This is a genomic window from Pseudomonas bijieensis, assembly GCF_013347965.1.
GTDB lineage: Bacteria > Pseudomonadota > Gammaproteobacteria > Pseudomonadales > Pseudomonadaceae > Aquipseudomonas > Aquipseudomonas bijieensis.
The window spans coordinates 2,391,283-2,409,657 of sequence record NZ_CP048810.1 but is presented as its reverse complement, the minus strand read 5'-3'; the positions used below and the strand labels follow the sequence as shown (position 1 = coordinate 2,409,657).

General features: G+C 61.1%; 19 protein-coding genes and 1 pseudogene. All 20 read left to right on the top strand.

The window, feature by feature from the left end:
- Window positions 1–6 precede the first annotated feature (6 nt).
- A complete protein-coding gene (locus GN234_RS10415) occupies window positions 7–303 on the top strand; it encodes a flagellar protein FliT (RefSeq protein WP_109751343.1) in 297 nt (98 codons plus the stop codon).
- Between the two features lie 169 nt (window positions 304–472).
- Window positions 473–1,948, top strand: coding sequence for a sigma-54 dependent transcriptional regulator (locus GN234_RS10410; RefSeq protein WP_003199076.1), 1,476 nt, complete (start codon window positions 473–475; stop codon window positions 1,946–1,948).
- Window positions 1,949–2,058: 110 nt separating this feature from the next.
- Window positions 2,059–3,267 carry a sensor histidine kinase gene (locus GN234_RS10405; protein ID WP_176688408.1) on the top strand — a complete coding sequence of 403 codons (1,209 nt, stop codon included), beginning with the start codon at window positions 2,059–2,061 and terminating at the stop codon, window positions 3,265–3,267.
- A 5-nt stretch (window positions 3,268–3,272) separates the two neighbouring features.
- The gene (gene fleR, locus GN234_RS10400; protein WP_176688407.1) at window positions 3,273–4,667 is read left to right on the top strand and encodes a sigma-54-dependent response regulator transcription factor FleR; all 1,395 of its coding nucleotides are present in this window, start codon (window positions 3,273–3,275) and stop codon (window positions 4,665–4,667) included.
- A gap of 215 nt (window positions 4,668–4,882) precedes the next feature.
- Window positions 4,883–5,209 carry a flagellar hook-basal body complex protein FliE gene (fliE, locus tag GN234_RS10395; RefSeq protein ID WP_109751346.1) on the top strand — a complete coding sequence of 109 codons (327 nt, stop codon included), beginning with the start codon at window positions 4,883–4,885 and terminating at the stop codon, window positions 5,207–5,209.
- Window positions 5,210–5,224: 15 nt separating this feature from the next.
- Window positions 5,225–7,009 carry a flagellar basal-body MS-ring/collar protein FliF gene (fliF, locus tag GN234_RS10390; RefSeq protein WP_109751347.1) on the top strand — a complete coding sequence of 595 codons (1,785 nt, stop codon included), beginning with the start codon at window positions 5,225–5,227 and terminating at the stop codon, window positions 7,007–7,009.
- A complete protein-coding gene (gene fliG, locus GN234_RS10385) occupies window positions 7,002–8,021 on the top strand; it encodes a flagellar motor switch protein FliG (RefSeq protein ID WP_003199086.1) in 1,020 nt (339 codons plus the stop codon). Before fliF ends, fliG begins: the two co-directional genes overlap by 8 nt.
- A 7-nt stretch (window positions 8,022–8,028) precedes the next feature.
- The gene (fliH, locus tag GN234_RS10380; RefSeq protein ID WP_176688406.1) at window positions 8,029–8,874 is read left to right on the top strand and encodes a flagellar assembly protein FliH; all 846 of its coding nucleotides are present in this window, start codon (window positions 8,029–8,031) and stop codon (window positions 8,872–8,874) included.
- Entirely contained in the window at window positions 8,864–10,222 is a 1,359-nt protein-coding gene (gene fliI / locus GN234_RS10375; RefSeq protein ID WP_109751349.1) for a flagellar protein export ATPase FliI, read from the top strand. Before fliH ends, fliI begins: the two co-directional genes overlap by 11 nt.
- A 6-nt stretch (window positions 10,223–10,228) precedes the next feature.
- On the top strand, window positions 10,229–10,678 hold the full coding sequence (gene fliJ / locus GN234_RS10370) for a flagellar export protein FliJ (protein ID WP_003199091.1): 450 nt from the start codon (window positions 10,229–10,231) through the stop codon (window positions 10,676–10,678).
- 102 nt (window positions 10,679–10,780) lie between these two features.
- Complete coding sequence (locus GN234_RS10365) at window positions 10,781–11,086, top strand: STAS domain-containing protein (protein ID WP_014337164.1); 306 nt, start codon at window positions 10,781–10,783, stop codon at window positions 11,084–11,086.
- Between the two features lie 5 nt (window positions 11,087–11,091).
- On the top strand, window positions 11,092–12,798 hold the full coding sequence (locus GN234_RS10360; protein WP_116831747.1) for an ATP-binding SpoIIE family protein phosphatase: 1,707 nt from the start codon (window positions 11,092–11,094) through the stop codon (window positions 12,796–12,798).
- Between the two features lie 31 nt (window positions 12,799–12,829).
- The gene (locus GN234_RS10355) at window positions 12,830–13,174 is read left to right on the top strand and encodes an Hpt domain-containing protein (protein WP_109751351.1); all 345 of its coding nucleotides are present in this window, start codon (window positions 12,830–12,832) and stop codon (window positions 13,172–13,174) included.
- An 88-nt stretch (window positions 13,175–13,262) separates the two neighbouring features.
- Window positions 13,263–14,646 (top strand): annotated as a pseudogene (locus tag GN234_RS10350) (flagellar hook-length control protein FliK).
- Between the two features lie 289 nt (window positions 14,647–14,935).
- The gene (gene fliL / locus GN234_RS10345) at window positions 14,936–15,382 is read left to right on the top strand and encodes a flagellar basal body-associated protein FliL (RefSeq protein ID WP_411828787.1); all 447 of its coding nucleotides are present in this window, start codon (window positions 14,936–14,938) and stop codon (window positions 15,380–15,382) included.
- A gap of 9 nt (window positions 15,383–15,391) precedes the next feature.
- Entirely contained in the window at window positions 15,392–16,360 is a 969-nt protein-coding gene (gene fliM, locus GN234_RS10340; RefSeq protein ID WP_003184019.1) for a flagellar motor switch protein FliM, read from the top strand.
- A 72-nt stretch (window positions 16,361–16,432) separates the two neighbouring features.
- Window positions 16,433–16,891: a flagellar motor switch protein FliN gene (gene fliN / locus GN234_RS10335; protein ID WP_109751353.1), complete on the top strand. Its 459-nt coding sequence runs from the start codon at window positions 16,433–16,435 to the stop codon at window positions 16,889–16,891.
- The gene (gene fliO, locus GN234_RS10330) at window positions 16,892–17,329 is read left to right on the top strand and encodes a flagellar biosynthetic protein FliO (protein WP_116831749.1); all 438 of its coding nucleotides are present in this window, start codon (window positions 16,892–16,894) and stop codon (window positions 17,327–17,329) included. It abuts the gene before it with no gap.
- Window positions 17,329–18,078 (top strand): flagellar type III secretion system pore protein FliP, encoded by a 750-nt coding sequence (gene fliP, locus GN234_RS10325; protein WP_053120292.1) that lies wholly within the window; start codon window positions 17,329–17,331, stop codon window positions 18,076–18,078. The genes fliO and fliP overlap by 1 nt, the downstream gene beginning before the upstream one ends.
- Before the next feature lie 23 nt (window positions 18,079–18,101).
- Window positions 18,102–18,371, top strand: coding sequence for a flagellar biosynthesis protein FliQ (gene fliQ, locus GN234_RS10320; RefSeq protein ID WP_038858957.1), 270 nt, complete (start codon window positions 18,102–18,104; stop codon window positions 18,369–18,371).
- Window positions 18,372–18,375: the final 4 nt, after the last annotated feature.

The window sequence follows — 18,375 nt, the reverse complement described above, 5'->3', positions numbered from 1 at the left end:
GCTCTCATGAGTCTTGTCCTGCAGCGAATCGAACAAACCCGTGACGCCCTGGTTGATGCCCTGGCCGAGCGTAACTGGGAAGCCATCGGTCAGTTGGACCTGGCTTGCCGTTCCTGCATGGAAGACGTCCTGGGCGAGCCTCAGGTGGATGAGGCAGCCTTGCGGACAAATCTTGAGGAGTTGCTGGGGGTATATCGGCAATTGCTGGAGGCGGCGACGGGGGAGCGTCAGGCGATCGTCGACGAGATGCAACAGATCCATCAAGCACAGAACGCGGCAAAGGTTTACCATCTGTTCGGTTAATGCTCAGTTAATCCGAGCCCGTTGCGCCATAAATTTGACTGTGCACGGTTTTTTGACTTAACTAGTAGCTGTTTACAGATTTAAGGCGTCTACAGGCATGACAAGTCTGCAAGCGTCTAGCTTGCCCCCTAATTTCGGGCATTGGGTTGACTAGGGAAGTTGCTATTGCATGTGGCGTGAAACCAAAATTCTCCTGATCGATGACGATAGCGTCCGCCGCCGCGACTTGGCGGTGATCTTAAATTTTCTTGGCGAAGAAAATTTACCCTGCGGAAGCCATGACTGGCAGCAGGCCGTCGGCTCTTTGTCGTCCAGTCGTGAAGTCATTTGTGTCCTTATCGGGACCGTGAATGCTCCCGCAACGCTTTTGGGCTTGCTAAAGACACTCTCAACCTGGGATGAGTTCCTTCCGGTTTTGTTAATGGGCGAAAATTCTTCCCTTGACTTGCCTGAAGACCAGCGCCGACGGGTACTTTCCACGCTCGAAATGCCGCCCAGCTACAGCAAGCTTCTCGATTCGCTGCATCGCGCGCAGGTTTATCGCGAGATGTACGATCAGGCTCGCGAGCGCGGCCGGCATCGCGAACCCAACCTGTTCCGCAGCCTTGTCGGCACCAGCCGGGCGATCCAGCATGTGCGCCAGATGATGCAGCAGGTCGCCGATACCGACGCCAGCGTGCTGATCCTGGGCGAGTCGGGCACCGGCAAGGAAGTGGTCGCGCGCAACCTGCATTACCACTCCAAGCGCCGCGAAGCGCCGTTCGTGCCGGTCAACTGCGGCGCGATCCCGGCCGAGTTGCTGGAGAGCGAGCTGTTTGGTCATGAGAAGGGTGCCTTCACCGGCGCGATCACCAGCCGCGCCGGGCGTTTCGAACTGGCCAACGGCGGCACGCTGTTTCTCGACGAAATCGGCGACATGCCGTTGCCGATGCAGGTCAAGCTGCTGCGAGTGCTGCAGGAGCGCACCTTCGAACGCGTGGGCAGCAACAAGACCCAGAGCGTCGATGTACGAATCATTGCCGCCACGCACAAGAATCTCGAGAGCATGATCGAGGTCGGCAGTTTCCGCGAAGATCTCTATTACCGCCTCAATGTTTTCCCGATCGAAATGGCGCCGCTGCGTGAGCGGGTCGAAGACATTCCGTTGCTGATGAACGAGCTGATCTCGCGCATGGAGCACGAAAAGCGCGGTTCGATCCGCTTCAATTCGGCGGCGATCATGTCCCTGTGCCGCCATGGCTGGCCGGGCAACGTCCGTGAGCTGGCCAACCTGGTGGAGCGCATGGCGATCATGCACCCGTACGGGGTGATCGGCGTGAACGAGCTACCGAAGAAATTCCGCTACGTCGACGACGAAGACGAGCAAATGGTCGATAGCCTGCGCAGCGATCTGGAGGAGCGGGTGGCAATCAACGGCCACACGCCGGATTTCACTGCCAATGCCTTGCTGCCGCCCGAAGGCCTGGATCTCAAGGATTACCTGGGAGGCCTGGAGCAAGGGTTGATCCAGCAGGCGCTGGACGATGCCAACGGTATCGTGGCCCGCGCCGCAGAACGCCTGCGCATCCGTCGTACCACCCTGGTGGAGAAGATGCGCAAGTACGGCATGAGCCGTCGCGAAGGAGATGAACAGGCGGATGATTGACGCCTGTTTTCCAACCGCCTGATTTTCAGGCGGTTTTTTTTCGGCACGGGTATTGCTATAGCCCTCGCAACGTTCCGTTTAACTGACGGTCAGCCAAGCGAGAGAGCCCGATGACCCAAGCCGCCCAGATGTCTCCTGTCCCCGAGCTGGAACACAGGCCGTCCGCCGAGCAGGCAAGCCGGCTTGGACTTGAGCAGGCATTTTCGCTGTTCAACCAGATGTCCAGCCAACTGACTGATTCCTACAGCCTGCTCGAAGCCCGGGTCACCGAGCTCAAGGGTGAATTGGCCGTGGTCAGCGCCCAGCGCATGCAGGAGCTGGCGGAAAAGGAACGCTTGGCCAATCGCCTGCAAAATCTCCTCGACCTGTTGCCCGGTGGCGTGATCGTCATCGATGCCCACGGCCGTGTGCGCGAAGCCAACCCGGCGGCTTGCGAATTGCTCGGCCTGCCGTTGGAGGGGGAGCTGTGGCGGCATGTCATCGCCCGTTGCTTTGCTCCCCGTGAAGACGACGGCCATGAAGTGTCCCTCAAGGACGGTCGGCGCCTGTCCATCTCGACGCGCTCGCTGGATGCCGAGCCTGGGCAGTTGGTGCTGCTCAATGACTTGACTGAAACCCGTCACCTGCAAGACCAGTTGGCTCGCCATGAGCGTCTGTCTTCCCTGGGGCGGATGGTGGCCTCGTTGGCCCACCAGATTCGTACGCCGCTTTCCGCCGCGCTGCTCTATGCCAGTCACCTGACTGAACAGCAATTGCCGATGGAAACCCAGCAACGCTTTGCCGGACGCTTGAAAGAGCGCCTGCATGAGCTGGAGCACCAGGTGCGCGACATGCTGGTCTTCGCTCGCGGCGAGCTGCCGTTGACCGACCGTGTCACCCCCAAGGCCTTGCTGCAATCGTTGCAGGCCGCGGCGTTGACTCATGTGCAGGATCTGCCGATTCGCTGGCAGTGCGACAGCCATGTCGGCGAAGTGTTGTGTAACCGCGACACGTTGGTGGGCGCGGTGTTGAATCTCATCGAAAACGCGATCCAGGCCAGCGGCGGCTACGTCCGGCTGAAAGTGCACTTGTATACCCGCGACAACATCTTGCGCCTGTGTGTCAGCGACAGCGGCAGTGGTATCGAGCCGGTCGTGCTGGCACGCCTGGGTGAGCCATTCTTTACCACCAAGACCACCGGCACCGGCTTGGGCCTGACCGTGGTCAAGGCTGTGGCCCGTGCCCATCAGGGAGAATTGCAACTGCGCTCGCGGCTGGGGCGTGGCACTTGTGCGACGGTGTGCTTGCCGTTGTTTTCCAATGCGCCAGGGGTGGAGTGAAAGCAATGGCGATCAAGGTGTTGCTGGTTGAGGATGACCGGGCGCTGCGTGAGGCGCTGGCCGATACGCTGGTCTTGGCTGGCCACGACTACGCCGCCGTCGGTTCGGCGGAAGAGGCGCTGCTTGCCGTGGGCCGCGAAGCGTTCGGCCTGGTGGTCAGTGACGTCAACATGCCGGGCATGGATGGCCATCAATTGCTCGGCCTGTTGCGCGCCCGTCAGCCGCAACTGCCGGTCTTGCTGATGACCGCCCACGGCGCCGTCGAGCGAGCGGTGGATGCCATGCGTCAAGGTGCCGCGGATTACCTGGTCAAGCCGTTCGAGCCCAAAGCACTGCTGGATCTGGTCGCGCGCCATGCCTTGGGTAGTCTCGCGGTCGAGGGTGAAGGTCCGGTGGCCATCGAACCGGCCAGTGCGCAATTGCTGGAGTTGGCCGCGCGGGTGGCCCGCAGCGATTCAACTGTGTTGATTTCCGGCGAGTCCGGTACGGGCAAGGAAGTGCTGGCGCGCTACATTCATCAACAGTCCCGGCGCGCCAACGAACCGTTCATTGCCATCAATTGCGCGGCAATCCCTGACAACATGCTCGAGGCGACGCTGTTCGGCCACGAAAAGGGCTCGTTCACGGGGGCCATTGCGGCCCAGGCTGGCAAGTTCGAGCAGGCTGACGGCGGCACGATTCTGCTCGATGAGATTTCCGAAATGCCGTTGGGCCTGCAGGCCAAGCTGTTGCGCGTATTGCAGGAGCGGGAAGTGGAGCGGGTCGGTGCGCGCAAACCCATCAGCCTGGATATTCGCGTGGTGGCAACCACCAACCGCGACCTGGCCGGCGAAGTGGCGGCGGGACGTTTCCGTGAAGACCTCTATTACCGTCTGTCGGTCTTCCCGCTGGCTTGGCGTCCGCTGCGCGAGCGCACCGCCGATATCCTGCCGCTGGCCGAGCGTCTGCTGAACAAGCACGTCAATAAAATGAAGCATGCGGCGGCCCGGCTTTCGGCCGAGGCTCAGGCCTGCCTGGTTGCCTACCCATGGCCGGGCAATGTCCGAGAGCTCGATAACGCCATTCAGCGGGCCTTGATCCTGCAGCAGGGCGGCTTGATCCAGCCGGAGGACTTCTGCCTGGCCGGTCCGGTCGCTTGTGCACCATTGCCTGCATTGTCGCCGGTACCAACAGCGGCCTTCGCGCCCCCGCTGGAAGTCGAGGGTGAGTCGGCCGGCGCCTTGGGCGATGACCTGCGTCGTCGCGAGTTCCAGATGATCATCGACACCCTGCGCGCCGAGCGCGGTCGTCGCAAGGAGGCGGCCGAACGCCTGGGCATCAGCCCGCGCACCCTGCGCTACAAGTTGGCGCAGATGCGTGACGCCGGAATGGATGTCGAGGCCTATCTGTTCGCCAGTTGAGTGATGTGCACCGAATACCCCTTGTGGGAGCGGGCTTGCTCGCGAAAGCGATTTACCAGTCACCGTTGCATTGACTGAACCACCGCTTTCGCGAGCAAGCCCGCTCCCACACGCATTTGTTTTTTGCGGCCATGGAGCTGGCACCCTTGTTGCTAATACCTGAATACCCGCTGAGTAAGTGTCAAAAAAATGCGGGCCGCCAGAGAGAGTAGACCATGAGCCAAGGTATTGAATTTAATCGGTTGATGTTGGACATGCGGGCCATGCAGATGGACGCCATGGCCCAGCCTAAATCGGTCGCGGTCCCCCAGGTGGGTGGCAGCAGCTTTTCCGACTTGCTCGGTCAGGCCGTCAATAAAGTGAACGATACCCAGCAGGCATCGAATCAGTTGGCCAGTGCTTTCGAGATTGGCAAAAGTGGCGTCGACCTGACGGATGTAATGATCTCCTCGCAGAAAGCCAGTGTCTCGTTTCAGGCGTTGACCCAGGTTCGCAACAAACTGGTTCAAGCCTACCAAGACATCATGCAGATGCCGGTCTAAGGAAATTATTGAGTCATGGCAGAAGCAGCCGTTGATAACGTTCCAGCCAAGGCCACTCCGGTAGACGGCAAACCGCCGCTGTTCGGTCTGTCCTTCCTGGAAAATCTCTCCGAGATGACCATGCTGCGTCAGGTAGGCCTGTTGGTCGGCCTGGCTGCCAGCGTGGCGATTGGTTTTGCCGTGGTACTGTGGTCCCAGCAGCCGGACTACCGTCCGCTGTACGGCAGCTTGGCGGGCATGGACGCCAAGCAAGTCATGGAAACCCTGGCTTCCGCCGACATTCCTTATACCGTCGAACCTAATTCCGGCGCCTTGCTGGTCAAGGCCGATGACGTCGCCCGTGCGCGCCTAAAGCTCGCCGCGGCCGGCGTGACGCCTACCGATGGCAACATCGGTTTTGAGATCCTCGACAAGGACCAGGGCCTGGGCACCAGCCAATTCATGGAAGCGACCCGTTATCGTCGCGGCCTGGAAGGTGAGCTGGCGCGGACCATTTCCAGCCTGAACAATGTCAAGGGTGCCCGCGTGCACCTGGCGATTCCGAAAAGCTCGGTGTTCGTGCGCGATGAGCGCAAGCCCAGCGCTTCGGTACTGGTCGAGCTGTATTCGGGCCGCTCCCTGGAGCCAGGCCAGGTCGTTGCCATCGTCAATCTGGTGGCGACCAGCGTACCTGAGCTGAGCAAGTCGCAGATCACCGTGGTCGACCAGAAAGGCAACCTGCTGTCCGATCAGGCGGAGAACTCCGAACTGACCATGGCCGGCAAGCAATTCGATTACAGCCGTCGCATGGAAGGCATGCTGACCCAGCGGGTGCACAACATCCTGCAACCGATCCTGGGCAATGATCGCTATAAGGCCGAAGTGTCGGCCGATGTCGACTTCAGTGCCGTCGAGTCGACTTCCGAGCAGTTCAACCCGGACCAGCCGGCGTTGCGCAGCGAGCAGTCGGTCAATGAACAACGCACCGCCAGCAATGGCCCGCAAGGCGTACCGGGAGCCCTGAGCAACCAGCCGCCGTCGCCGGCCAGCGCGCCGCAGACCACCGGGGGCGCCACCGCGGCCGCTGGCATGGTGCAGCCAGGCCAGCCGCTGATCGATGCCAATGGCCAGCAGATCATGGACCCGGCCACCGGTCAGCCGATGTTGGCGCCGTACCCGGCCGACAAGCGTCAGCAGTCGACCAAGAACTTCGAGCTCGACCGTTCCATCAGTCACACCAAGCAACAACAGGGTCGTTTGAATCGCCTGTCGGTCGCCGTGGTGGTGGACGATCAGGTCAAGGTCAACCCGGCCAATGGCGAAACCAGTCGTGCGCCGTGGAGCGCCGACGAATTGGCGCGTTTCACTCGCCTGGTGCAGGACGCCGTCGGTTTTGACGCCAGCCGCGGCGACAGCGTCAGCGTGATCAACGTACCGTTCTCCCTCGAGCGCGGTGAAGTGGTCGCCGATATTCCGTTTTATTCGCAACCCTGGTTCTGGGATGTGGTCAAGCAAGTATTGGGTGTGCTGTTCATCCTGGTACTGGTGTTTGGCGTGCTGCGTCCGGTGCTCAACAACATCACCGGTGGCGGCAAGAACAAGCAATTGGCAGGTTTTGGTGATGTCGAGCTGGGAGGCATGGGCGGCCTGGATGGCGAATTGGCCAACGATCGCGTCAGCCTCGGCGGGCCGCAGAGCATCCTGCTGCCAAGCCCGAGCGAAGGCTATGACGCTCAGTTGAACGCCATCAAGAGTCTGGTGGCAGAAGACCCGGGTCGTGTGGCCCAGGTCGTGAAAGAGTGGATTAACGCAGATGAGTGATAATCGAGCCGCTGTTGCCAAATTGTCCCGGGTCGACAAAGCCGCGATCCTGCTGCTGTCCCTGGGTTCTACCGATGCTGCCCAAGTGCTGCGCCACATGGGGCCCAAGGAGGTCCAGCGCGTGGGCGTGGCAATGGCCCAGATGGGCAACGTGCACCGCGAGCAGGTCGAGCAGGTGATGAGCGAGTTCGTCGACATCGTCGGCGATCAGACCAGCCTCGGCGTCGGTTCCGACGACTACGTGCGCAAGATGCTCACCCAGGCACTGGGCGAGGACAAGGCCAACGGCCTCATCGACCGGATCCTGCTGGGTGGCAATACCAGCGGCCTGGACAGCCTCAAGTGGATGGAACCGCGGGCGGTTGCCGACGTGATCCGTTACGAGCACCCGCAGATCCAGGCGATCGTGGTGGCTTACCTCGACCCGGACCAGGCCGGTGAAGTCCTGGGCAACTTCGACCACAAGGTGCGCCTGGACATCATCCTGCGGGTGTCTTCGCTCAACACCGTGCAGCCGGCGGCCCTGAAAGAATTGAACCAGATTCTCGAGAAGCAGTTCTCGGGCAACTCCAATGCCTCGCGCACCACCTTGGGTGGTATCAAGCGTGCGGCGGACATCATGAACTTCCTCGACAGTTCGATCGAAGGTCAGTTGATGGACTCGATCCGCGAGTTCGACGAAGACCTGTCCGGTCAGATCGAAGACCTCATGTTCGTGTTCAACAACCTGTCCGATGTCGACGATCGTGGCATCCAGGCCCTGTTGCGCGAAGTGTCGTCCGACGTGCTGGTACTGGCCCTCAAGGGCTCGGACGAAGGCGTCAAGGAAAAGATCTTCAAGAACATGTCCAAACGGGCGGCCGAACTGTTGCGCGACGATCTCGAGGCCAAGGGCCCGGTGCGCGTCAGCGACGTGGAAACCGCACAGAAGGAAATCCTCACCATCGCCCGCCGCATGGCCGAAGCCGGGGAGATCGTTCTCGGTGGCAAGGGCGGCGAAGAGATGATCTAAGGTCGTTATGTCTGCCAAGAGTGATGAAGCACCCAGCGACCTGATCCGCGCCCGGGACGTCGGTGGTTTCGACGTCTGGTCGCTGCCCAGCTTCGATCCCCACGTGCCCGAGCCTGAGCCTGAGCCGGAGGAAGAGCTGCCGGAAATGGAGGAAGTGCCGCTGGAGGAAGTCCAGCCACTGACCCTCGAGGAAGTCGAGAGCATTCGCCAGGAAGCCTACAACGAAGGCTTTGCCGTGGGCGAAAAGGAAGGCTTCCACAGCACCACGCTCAAGGTCCGCCAGGAAGCCGACGTGGCGCTGACGGCCAAGCTTCGCGCGCTGGAATCGCTGATGCTCAACCTGTTCGACCCCATCGCCGAGCAGGACACCCAGATCGAGAAATCCCTGGTGGGGCTGGTGCAACACATCGCCAAACAAGTGATCCAGCGCGAACTGGCTATCGATTCGAGCCAGATCGAACATGTCATGCGTGAAGCGCTCAAGTTGTTGCCGTTGGGCGTGGGTAACGTGCGGTTGTACATCAATCCCCAGGACTTCGAACTGGTCAAGGCCCTGCGCGAACGCCATGAAGAAACCTGGCGCATCGTCGAGGACGCGGCGCTGCTGCCGGGCGGTTGCCGGGTGGAAACCGAACACAGCCGCATCGACGCAACCGTTGAAACTCGCATCAGCCAGATCATGGCCAAATTGTTCGACCAGTTGCACGAACAGGCCTTGCACCCGGCCGCTGCCGACCTGAGCCTGGAGTTGCCGGACGAACCTCCGGTCAGTGCGGATGCCGCGCCGACCGATGCCGGGTTGGATGTACCTGAATTTGACGCTTCTGCACCGGACAGCCGCGATGCGCCTTGAGCGAACCAGCTTCGGCAAGCGCCTGGGCAGCTACGCCGAGGCCAGCGAACTGGCCGGTCAACCGATCCTGGAAGGGCGTCTGCTGCGCATGGTCGGCCTGACCCTCGAAGCCGAAGGCCTGCGTGCCGCCATGGGCAGCCGCTGCATGGTGATCAACGACGACAGTTATCACCCGGTGCAAGTCGAAGCCGAAGTCATGGGCTTCTCTGGCAGCAAGGTTTTCTTGATGCCGGTGGGCAGTGTCGCCGGCATCGCCCCCGGCGCGCGCGTGGTGCCCTTGGCCGACAACGGTCGCCTGCCCATGGGCATGAGCATGCTCGGGCGCGTGCTGGACGGAGCCGGGCGGGCCTTGGACGGCAAGGGCGGTATGAAGGCTGAAGACTGGGTGCCGATGGACGGCCCGACGATCAACCCGCTCAAGCGCGACCCCATCAGCGTACCGCTGGACGTGGGTATCCGCTGCATCAACGGCTTATTGACGGTCGGACGCGGCCAGCGCCTGGGCCTGTTCGCCGGTACCGGGGTGGGCAAGAGCGTGCTGCTGGGCATGATGACCCGTTTCACCGAAGCCGACATCATCGTGGTGGGGCTGATCGGCGAACGGGGTCGTGAGGTGAAGGAGTTCATCGAGCACATCCTTGGCGAGGAAGGGCTCAAGCGTTCGGTGGTGGTGGCTTCGCCAGCGGATGATGCGCCGTTGATGCGCTTGCGAGCGGCCATGTATTGCACACGTATCGCCGAGTATTTCCGTGACAAGGGCAAGAACGTCCTGTTGCTGATGGATTCGCTGACCCGTTTCGCTCAGGCCCAGCGGGAAATCGCCCTGGCCATCGGCGAACCGCCAGCCACCAAGGGCTATCCGCCTTCGGTATTCGCCAAGCTGCCGAAACTGGTGGAACGTGCCGGCAATGCGGAAAAGGGCGGTGGTTCGATCACCGCGTTCTATACCGTGCTGTCCGAAGGCGATGACCAGCAAGACCCTATCGCTGACTCGGCCCGGGGCGTACTCGACGGCCACATCGTGCTGTCCAGGCGCCTGGCCGAAGAAGGGCATTACCCGGCCATCGATATCGAGGCTTCCATCAGCCGGGTCATGCCGTCGGTCATCAGTGCCGAACACATGAAGCGGGCCCAGCAGTTCAAGCAGTATTGGTCGCGCTACCAGCAAAGCCGTGACTTGATCAGCGTCGGCGCCTATGTGCCTGGCGGCGACCGCGAGACCGACACCGCGATCAACCTGCACCCGTCGATGGCCGTCTACCTGCGCCAGAGCCTGAACGACAACATCGGCATGGGCGCCAGTGAGGCGCACTTGCAGACTCTTTTCGCCCCGATCTCAGGCACTTAACCGACCATGGCCACGAGTCGTGCGGCCCGCCTGGCGCCCGTGGTGGACATGGCGGAAAAGGCCGAGAAGACCGCCGTCCAGCGACTGGCGTATTTCCAGGGCCAGGTCAAAGTCGCCGAAAGCAAGCTGGCAGACCTCGAAAACTTTCGACTCGAATATCAGGAACAGTGGATCGCCCGTGGTGCCCACGGGGTTTCCGGGCAGTGGTTGTTGGGCTACCAAGGCTTTCTTGCGCAGTTGGGTACCGCTATCGACCAGCAGCGCCAGAGCCTGGTCTGGCACCAGAACAACCTGGAGAAGGCTCGCCAGAGCTGGCAAGAGGCGTTTGCCCGGGTCGAAGGGTTGCGCAAGTTGGTGCAGCGCTATATCGATGAGGCACGGCAACTGGAAGACAAGCGCGAACAGAAACTGCTCGATGAGTTGTCCCAGCGCCTGCCGCGGCAGAATCCCTATTGATGCGAAACCGGGATTTTGTCGGCAGATTCTGACAAAACCTTGCTCAGACCTTTACCAGATGCTACACCTTGTACACGTATGTCCATGACAAGGAAGCCGATCATGTCAGTCGTTACCGAAGTATCTCCCGATGGGCACAAGCTGACGATCTCGATCAAAGGTCGATTCGATTTCGGACGGCATCAGGAGTTTCGTGAGTCCTATGAACGGCTCAATCAGAAACCTGACTCCATCGTGGTGGATTTGAAAGAAGCCACTTATCTCGACAGTTCCGCCTTGGGCATGCTTTTGTTGTTGCGCGATCATGCCGGTGGCGACCAGTCGGATATCCGTGTCGTCAACAGCAGCAATGACGTCAAGAAAATCCTCGCGATCTCCAATTTCGACAAGCTGTTCGACATCAGTTGACGGCCATGCAATCGTCGTCGGAGCCGCTGACGGTCCTGATTGCCGAAGACAGTGCCGCTGATCGACTGCTGTTGTCGACCATTGTCCGCCGCCAGGGGCATCATGTGCTCACTGCGGCCGATGGCGCCGAAGCGGTCGATGTCTATCTGGAGCAACGTCCGCACCTGGTGCTGATGGATGCGATGATGCCAGTGATGGACGGCTTTGAAGCCGCGCAGAAAATCAAGCAGTTGGCCGGGGACCAGTTGGTCCCGATCATTTTCCTCACCTCGTTGACCGAGAGCGAAGCCCTGGCCCGTTGCCTGGAAGCGGGCGGTGACGATTTCCTGGCCAAACCCTACAACCAAGTGATCCTGGCGGCCAAGATCAAGGCCATGGACCGCTTGCGTCGGTTGCAGGCCACGGTGGTGGAGCAGCGCGACCAGATCGCCAGGCACCATGACTACCTGCTCAACGAACAACGGGTCGCCAAGGCTGTATTCGACAAGATCGCCCACTCCGGCTGCCTGAGCGCGCCGAACATCCGCTACTTGCAATCGCCTTATGCCTTGTTCAACGGTGACCTGCTGCTGGCGGCGTTCAACCCGGCCGGCGACATGCACGTCCTGCTGGGGGATTTCACCGGGCACGGTTTGCCGGCGGCGGTCGGTGCGATGCCGCTGGCGGAAGTGTTCTACGGGATGACCGCCAAGGGCTACGGCCTGGCGCAGATCCTGCGGGAGATGAATGCCAAGCTTAAACGCATCCTGCCAGTGGACATGTTCTGTTGCGCGACGTTGCTATGCCTGAGTTTCCAGCGGTGCACGGTGGAAGTCTGGAATGGCGGCATGCCCGAGGGTTACCTGCATGACAGCCTCAGCGGCGTGCGCACGCCATTGCCGGCACGGCACCTGCCGTTGGGTGTGCTCTCGCCCCAGCTATTCGATGATCGCACCGAAGTGCACGCCATGTCGTTGGGGGACCGGGTGTTCCTGTTGTCTGACGGCGTAATCGAAACCAGTGACGACCATGATCGGCCGTTTGGCGTGGAGGGGTTGCAGCAGGTGTTTGCAGCCAACCGTGAGCCCGATCTTCTTTTCGAAGATATCCAGCAGGCCCTGCGGGACTTTCGCGGCGAGGCTCGGGACGACTTCAGTATGGTCGAGGTACGGCTGGTCGCACCGACGCAACTCAATCCGCCGCCGCCGGTCTATTCCGATAGCGGCCAGTCCAGCCCGCTGGATTGGTCGGTGAGCTTCGAGTTCCGGGCGCAGACACTCAAGCGCTTCAACCCGATGCCTTACCTGTTGCAGTTGTTGCTCGAGGTCCATGGACTCAGGGCGCAGAGTGGCGCCCTTTACAGCGTCATGTCGGAGCTCTACTCCAATGCCCTGGATCATGGGGTGCTGGGGCTCGACTCGAGCCTCAAGCGTGACGCGGCGGGTTTTGCCCGCTACTACCGGGAGCGCAATACGCGCCTGGATGAACTGAGCGACGGTTACGTTCGGGTGCACTTGCATGTCTCGCCAGATGGCGAGGGTGGTCGCCTGGCCATCGAAGTCGAAGACAGTGGCGAGGGTTTTGATGTCGCCAGGGTGCTGGCGCGGCCCGTGGACAGTGATCGGTTGTCGGGGCGCGGCGTGAGCCTGGTACGCCAGTTGAGCCACCAGGCCAGTTGGTCAGACGATGGTCGTAGTGCGCGCGTGGAGTTTTTCTGGGAGGCTCTGGCATAATCGGGGCCATTCTTGATCAGGGAGCGAACAAGTGAACGAGATTCATCTGGACCGCGACGTGCTCAGCACGTTGAAGGAAGTCATGGAGGAGGGGTATCTGGAGTTGCTGGATACGTTTCTCAACGACTCCGAGGCTCGCCTGCGGGTGCTGCATGAAGCACGGGATGCTGAAAAACTGAGCGCCACGGCCCACAGCTTCAAGGGCAGCAGCAGCAACATGGGCGCCATCCGCCTGGCCGAGCTGTGCGGCGAGCTGGAACAGCGTGCCAAGCAACCGTCATTGGGCGGTATCGAAAAGCTGGTCAACGAAATCGACAATGAATTTGCTCATGTCCGCAAGCTTTGCAGGGAAGAGCGTGAAGGCTTTCACTGCTGAGATTCGACGGTCGGGCAGACGTTGGCCCGTGCCTTGCATTGCCTAGTCTCGACTGTACCTATGATTCCAGTGCAGCGGAGACCCTTTTATGCCTGTTACCCCCAACACACTGCTTCAGGCCTCTGTCCAGGCCAAGCCCCAGGTCGCCGTCAATTCACCGGCAGCGGCCCCGGAACTCGGGGATAGAGCCTCCAGCTTCGCTCAAGTCTTCGCCAAGCAGGCGCCTGCCAAATCGGCTGCGGCCCCTGAGCCATCGGTGAAATCGGTACGCGACAAGGCTGCCGACAACACCGTCAAAAAAGACACTGGCAACCAGACCCCTGCCGCCCCGGAGCCGACGGTTGCCGATAGCGGCAAACCCTTGCCCACGGAAAAACCGGCCAGCGCCGACGATAACGCCGCCAGTGACGACAACGCCGACCCTGCGCAAACGCCAGTTGCCGATGCTGCGCCTATCGATCCGAGCCTTGATCCAGGACTGCTGCCGGACATGGCGGTGCCGGTGGCGACAGCCACGGCGGAACCTGCACCTGTGGCGGTCACGACTGACACCCAGCTGGGTACGGCAGTAGCGGCGCCGGTTGCCCCCTTGGCCGCACCGGTCCAGGTGACCCAGGCGGCGGTCCCGGTGGATGATCCCGCCTTCGATCCTGAAGCAGACCCACTCGACGCGTTGCCAGCCTTGCGCTTGGCGATGGAGCAGGGCGGCCATGTTTCCGCCACCAGCCAGGCCCAACCCAAGAGCGCGGCCCCGGCGTCGCTCGATGGTGAGCCGACTTCGGCACAAACCTTTGCCGCCGGTATGGCGAGCATGCTTACTGTGCAAGCCGACCAGAACAGTACCGGGCCCGGCAGCCAGGGTGGCGACAAGGCATTCGGTGGCTTGATCAGCGAAGGCCTCAAGGACCTGGGCGCCGCTTCCAGTGACACTCGCGTGGACGATTTCGCCAACCGCTTGGCCGCACTGACCCAGGCCGCTACGCCTAAAACCGCCAATGCGGTGCCGGTCAACCAGCCTATCGCAATGAATCAGAACGGTTGGACCGAAGAGGTGGTCAACCGGGTGATGTACCTGTCCAGCGTCAATCTCAAGGCGGCCGATATCCAGTTGCAACCCGCCGAGCTCGGGCGCCTGGATATCCGGGTGAACATGGTTCCGGACCAGCAGACCCAGGTCACGTTCATGAGCGCCCACTCCGGCGTTCGCGAAGCCCTCGAAGGTCAGTTGCATCGCCTGCGGGACAGTTTTGCCCAGCAGGGCATGGGCCAGGTCGACGTCAGTGTATCGGACCAGTCCCGTGGCTCGCAGAACCAGGGGGCAGCAGGCCCAGCAGCAAGCCCAGGCGGGGCGCACCACGTCGTCCGGTGGGCGGGTGGATTCGGCGGACGACGCTGGCACGGCCAGCATTGCTGAAGCGGCCGTCAGCACGACCAGTGTCATCGGCACCAGCGCGGTCGATTACTACGCCTGACCCAACGATGCTCGCCCCTGTGGGAGCGAGCCTGCTCGCGATAGCGGATTGTCAGTCACCCTTGCGTGGGCTGATCCACTGCTATCGCGAGCAGGCTCGCTCCCACTTTGTTTTTATGGGGATTGAAGATCGCGTCTGCCCGTCATCTTAAGCGCCGACACTTCTGGCATAACACTTGCTCCAGCCTTGCCGTGCAACAGTGAAAACCCCGATTAGTGACGGATTATTGGCATGGCGAAGAGTGAAGCAGCAGCTGTAAAAAGACCCTGCAACCAAAGGCAAACTCAAGCTGATCATCATGATCGTGGTGGGTTTGCTCCTGGCGATCGGCGTTTCGGTGGGGGCGACCTGGTATTTCATGCACAGCGCCCAAAGCAAGCCGGCGGTGGCGGTCGAAGCCGCACCAGTGGGCAAGCAACCGGCGATTTTCGAGCCGATGGCGCCAGCCTTCGTGGCCAACTACACCCAGAACGGTCGTCAACGCTACATGCAGGTCAGCATCACCCTGCTGGGTCGCAACCAGGCTGACCTGGAAGCGCTGCGGGTGCACATGCCGCTGATCCGCAATAACCTGGTGATGCTGTTTTCCGGACAGAATTTCGACACCCTGGCCACCCCGGTCGGTCAGGAAATGCTGCGTCAGAAAGCCACGGCCAGTGTGCAGGAAGTGGCTCAGAAAGAGCTCGGCAAAGTGGTGATCGAACAGCTGCTTTTCACTAACTTCGTATTGCAGTAGGAACACGACATGGCCGTGCAGGACCTGTTGTCCCAGGACGAAATCGACGCGCTGCTACATGGTGTCGACGATGGCCTGGTGCAGACCGAAAACGCTGCTGAACCGGGCAGCGTCAAAAGCTACGACCTGACCAGCCAGGATCGCATCGTTCGCGGACGCATGCCGACCCTGGAAATGATCAACGAGCGTTTCGCCCGCTATACCCGCATCAGCATGTTCAACATGCTGCGCCGCTCGGCCGACGTGGCCGTCGGTGGCGTGCAGGTGATGAAGTTCGGTGAGTACGTGCACTCGCTGTACGTGCCTACCAGCCTCAACCTGGTGAAGATCAAGCCGTTGCGCGGCACCGCATTGTTCATTCTTGACGCCAAGCTGGTGTTCAAGCTGGTGGACAACTTCTTCGGCGGCGACGGTCGTCACGCCAAGATCGAGGGGCGTGAATTCACCCCGACCGAGCTGCGGGTCGTGCGCATGGTGCTGGAGCAGGCTTTCGTCGACTTGAAGGAAGCCTGGCAAGCGATCATGGAAGTGAACTTCGAGTACATCAACTCGGAAGTGAACCCGGCCATGGCCAACATCGTCGGCCCGAGCGAGGCCATCGTGGTCTCGACCTTCCACATCGAGCTCGATGGCGGTGGCGGCGACCTGCACGTGACCATGCCGTACTCGATGATCGAGCCGGTGCGAGAAATGCTCGATGCCGGTTTCCAGTCGGACCTCGACGACCAGGACGAGCGCTGGATCAATGCGCTGCGCCAGGATGTGCTGGATGTCGACGTGCCGATCGGCGCGACGGTTGCCCGGCGCCAACTGCGCCTGCGGGACATCCTGCACATGCAGCCGGGTGACATCATCCCCGTCGAGATGCCGGAAGACATGATCATGCGCGCCAATGGCGTACCGGCCTTCAAGGTCAAGATGGGCTCTCACAAAGGCAACCTGGCGTTGCAGGTGATCGAGCCGATCGAACGCCGCTGAGCGGGGTCGAACCCCTTGAGTTTGTAACGGATTTTACGTTTTTAACTGATTTTTGCCCGCCGAGGACAAATGATGGCTGACGATATGAATACCCAGGATGACCAGGCGCTTGCCGACGAATGGGCCGCAGCCCTGGAAGAAACCGGTGATGCCGGGCAAGCCGACATCGACGCCTTGCTGGCGGCCGACAGTGGCGCTCATGCGTCCAGCCGCCTGCAGATGGAAGAATTTGGCAGCGTGCCGAAGAGTCATGAGCCGGTAACGCTCGATGGCCCGAACCTGGATGTGATCCTCGATATCCCGGTGTCGATTTCCATGGAAGTGGGCAGCACCGACATCAACATCCGCAACCTGCTGCAGCTCAACCAGGGCTCGGTGATCGAGCTGGACCGCCTGGCCGGCGAACCACTCGACGTGCTGGTCAACGGTACCTTGATCGCCCATGGCGAAGTGGTGGTGGTCAACGAGAAGTTCGGCATTCGCCTGACGGACGTGATCAGTCCGAGCGAACGCATCAAGAAGCTGCGCTGAGTGAAAGGTTTCTTCGCAGCCGCCGCGATGCTGCCATTGAGCGTGCTGGCGGCCGAACCGGTTGCCACGGCCGCCGCTGCGCCGGCTGCCGGCAGTGGCGTGGCCGGGCAACTGGCACAGCTGGTGCTGGGTTTGCTGCTGGTGCTGGGCTTGATCTTCTTCCTCGCCTGGATGCTGCGTCGGGTGCAGCAGGCCGGGCCAGCCGGCAAAGGCCAGGTCATCGACATCATCGGCTCCCGCGCGCTCGGTCCGCGGGACCGGCTGGTGCTGGTGCAGGTCGGCAACGAGCAGATTCTCCTAGGCCTGAGCCCGGGCACCATTACCGCCTTGCATGTCCTCAAGGAGCCGGTGCAGGTGCCCTCCGCCGAGCAGGCAAGTCCCGAGTTTGCCCAGCGCCTCATGGAACTGTTGGGTAAAGACCAGAAGGATAAAAAGTAATGCCGTTGCGCATTCTGTTGGCATTGGCCCTGATGCTGGCCGCACCGTTGGCGTTTGCCGCCGATCCACTGTCGATTCCGGCGATCACCCTCGGAACCAACGCCGAAGGGGCCCAGGAATACTCGGTCAGCCTGCAGATCCTGCTGATCATGACCGCGCTGAGTTTCATCCCGGCGTTCGTCATGCTGATGACCAGTTTCACCCGGATCATCATTGTCTTTTCGATCCTGCGCCAGGCCCTGGGCCTGCAACAGACCCCCTCGAACCAGATCCTCACTGGCATGGCGCTGTTCCTGACCATGTTCATCATGGCGCCGGTGTTCGACCGGGTGAACCAGGATGCGCTGCAACCCTACCTGGCGGAAAAAATCACTGCTCAGGATGCCGTGGCCAAGGCTGAAGTGCCGATCAAGGATTTCATGCTGGCCCAGACTCGCAGCAGCGACCTGGAGCTGTTCATGCGCCTGTCCAAGCGCACCGATATCCCCAGTGCCGATCAGGCGCCATTGACCATCCTGGTGCCGGCGTTCGTGACCTCCGAGCTCAAGACCGCTTTCCAGATCGGCTTCATGATTTTCATCCCGTTCCTGATCATCGACCTGGTGGTCGCCAGCGTACTGATGGCCATGGGCATGATGATGCTCTCGCCGCTGATCATTTCCCTGCCGTTCAAGATCATGCTGTTTGTGCTGGTGGATGGCTGGGCGTTGATCATCGGTACCCTGGCGGGCAGTTTCGGCGGTGTTTAGGCCTTTTGTGCGGGTAGGACGATATGACGCCTGAAGTAGCGGTAGACCTGTTCCGTGAAGCGCTCTGGTTGACGACCATGATGGTTGCCATCCTGGTGATCCCCAGCCTCCTGGTCGGGTTGCTGGTGGCGATGTTCCAGGCCGCGACCCAGATCAACGAACAGACCTTGAGCTTCCTGCCACGCCTGTTGGTGATGCTGGTGACGCTGATCGTCGCCGGCCCCTGGATGGTACAAACCTTCATGGAATACATCCTGCAGTTGTACGGCAGTATTCCGCAGTTGATCGGCTGACCGC

Excerpts from the sequence above, each read along its gene's own strand:
- fliG (WP_003199086.1), top strand. The coding sequence starts at position 7,002 with ATGAGTGATAATCGAGCCGCTGTTGCCAAATTGTCCCGGGTCGACAAA.
- fliQ (WP_038858957.1), top strand. The coding sequence starts at position 18,102 with ATGACGCCTGAAGTAGCGGTAGACCTGTTCCGTGAAGCGCTCTGGTTG.
- fliM (WP_003184019.1), top strand. The coding sequence starts at position 15,392 with ATGGCCGTGCAGGACCTGTTGTCCCAGGACGAAATCGACGCGCTGCTA.
- fliJ (WP_003199091.1), top strand. The coding sequence starts at position 10,229 with ATGGCCACGAGTCGTGCGGCCCGCCTGGCGCCCGTGGTGGACATGGCG.
- fliE (WP_109751346.1), top strand. The coding sequence starts at position 4,883 with ATGAGCCAAGGTATTGAATTTAATCGGTTGATGTTGGACATGCGGGCC.
- fliN (WP_109751353.1), top strand. The coding sequence starts at position 16,433 with ATGGCTGACGATATGAATACCCAGGATGACCAGGCGCTTGCCGACGAA.
- GN234_RS10365 (WP_014337164.1), top strand. The coding sequence starts at position 10,781 with ATGTCAGTCGTTACCGAAGTATCTCCCGATGGGCACAAGCTGACGATC.
- fliI (WP_109751349.1), top strand. The coding sequence starts at position 8,864 with ATGCGCCTTGAGCGAACCAGCTTCGGCAAGCGCCTGGGCAGCTACGCC.
- GN234_RS10360 (WP_116831747.1), top strand. The coding sequence starts at position 11,092 with ATGCAATCGTCGTCGGAGCCGCTGACGGTCCTGATTGCCGAAGACAGT.
- fleR (WP_176688407.1), top strand. The coding sequence starts at position 3,273 with ATGGCGATCAAGGTGTTGCTGGTTGAGGATGACCGGGCGCTGCGTGAG.
- fliF (WP_109751347.1), top strand. The coding sequence starts at position 5,225 with ATGGCAGAAGCAGCCGTTGATAACGTTCCAGCCAAGGCCACTCCGGTA.
- GN234_RS10410 (WP_003199076.1), top strand. The coding sequence starts at position 473 with ATGTGGCGTGAAACCAAAATTCTCCTGATCGATGACGATAGCGTCCGC.
- GN234_RS10415 (WP_109751343.1), top strand. The coding sequence starts at position 7 with ATGAGTCTTGTCCTGCAGCGAATCGAACAAACCCGTGACGCCCTGGTT.
- fliP (WP_053120292.1), top strand. The coding sequence starts at position 17,329 with ATGCCGTTGCGCATTCTGTTGGCATTGGCCCTGATGCTGGCCGCACCG.
- GN234_RS10405 (WP_176688408.1), top strand. The coding sequence starts at position 2,059 with ATGACCCAAGCCGCCCAGATGTCTCCTGTCCCCGAGCTGGAACACAGG.
- fliH (WP_176688406.1), top strand. The coding sequence starts at position 8,029 with ATGTCTGCCAAGAGTGATGAAGCACCCAGCGACCTGATCCGCGCCCGG.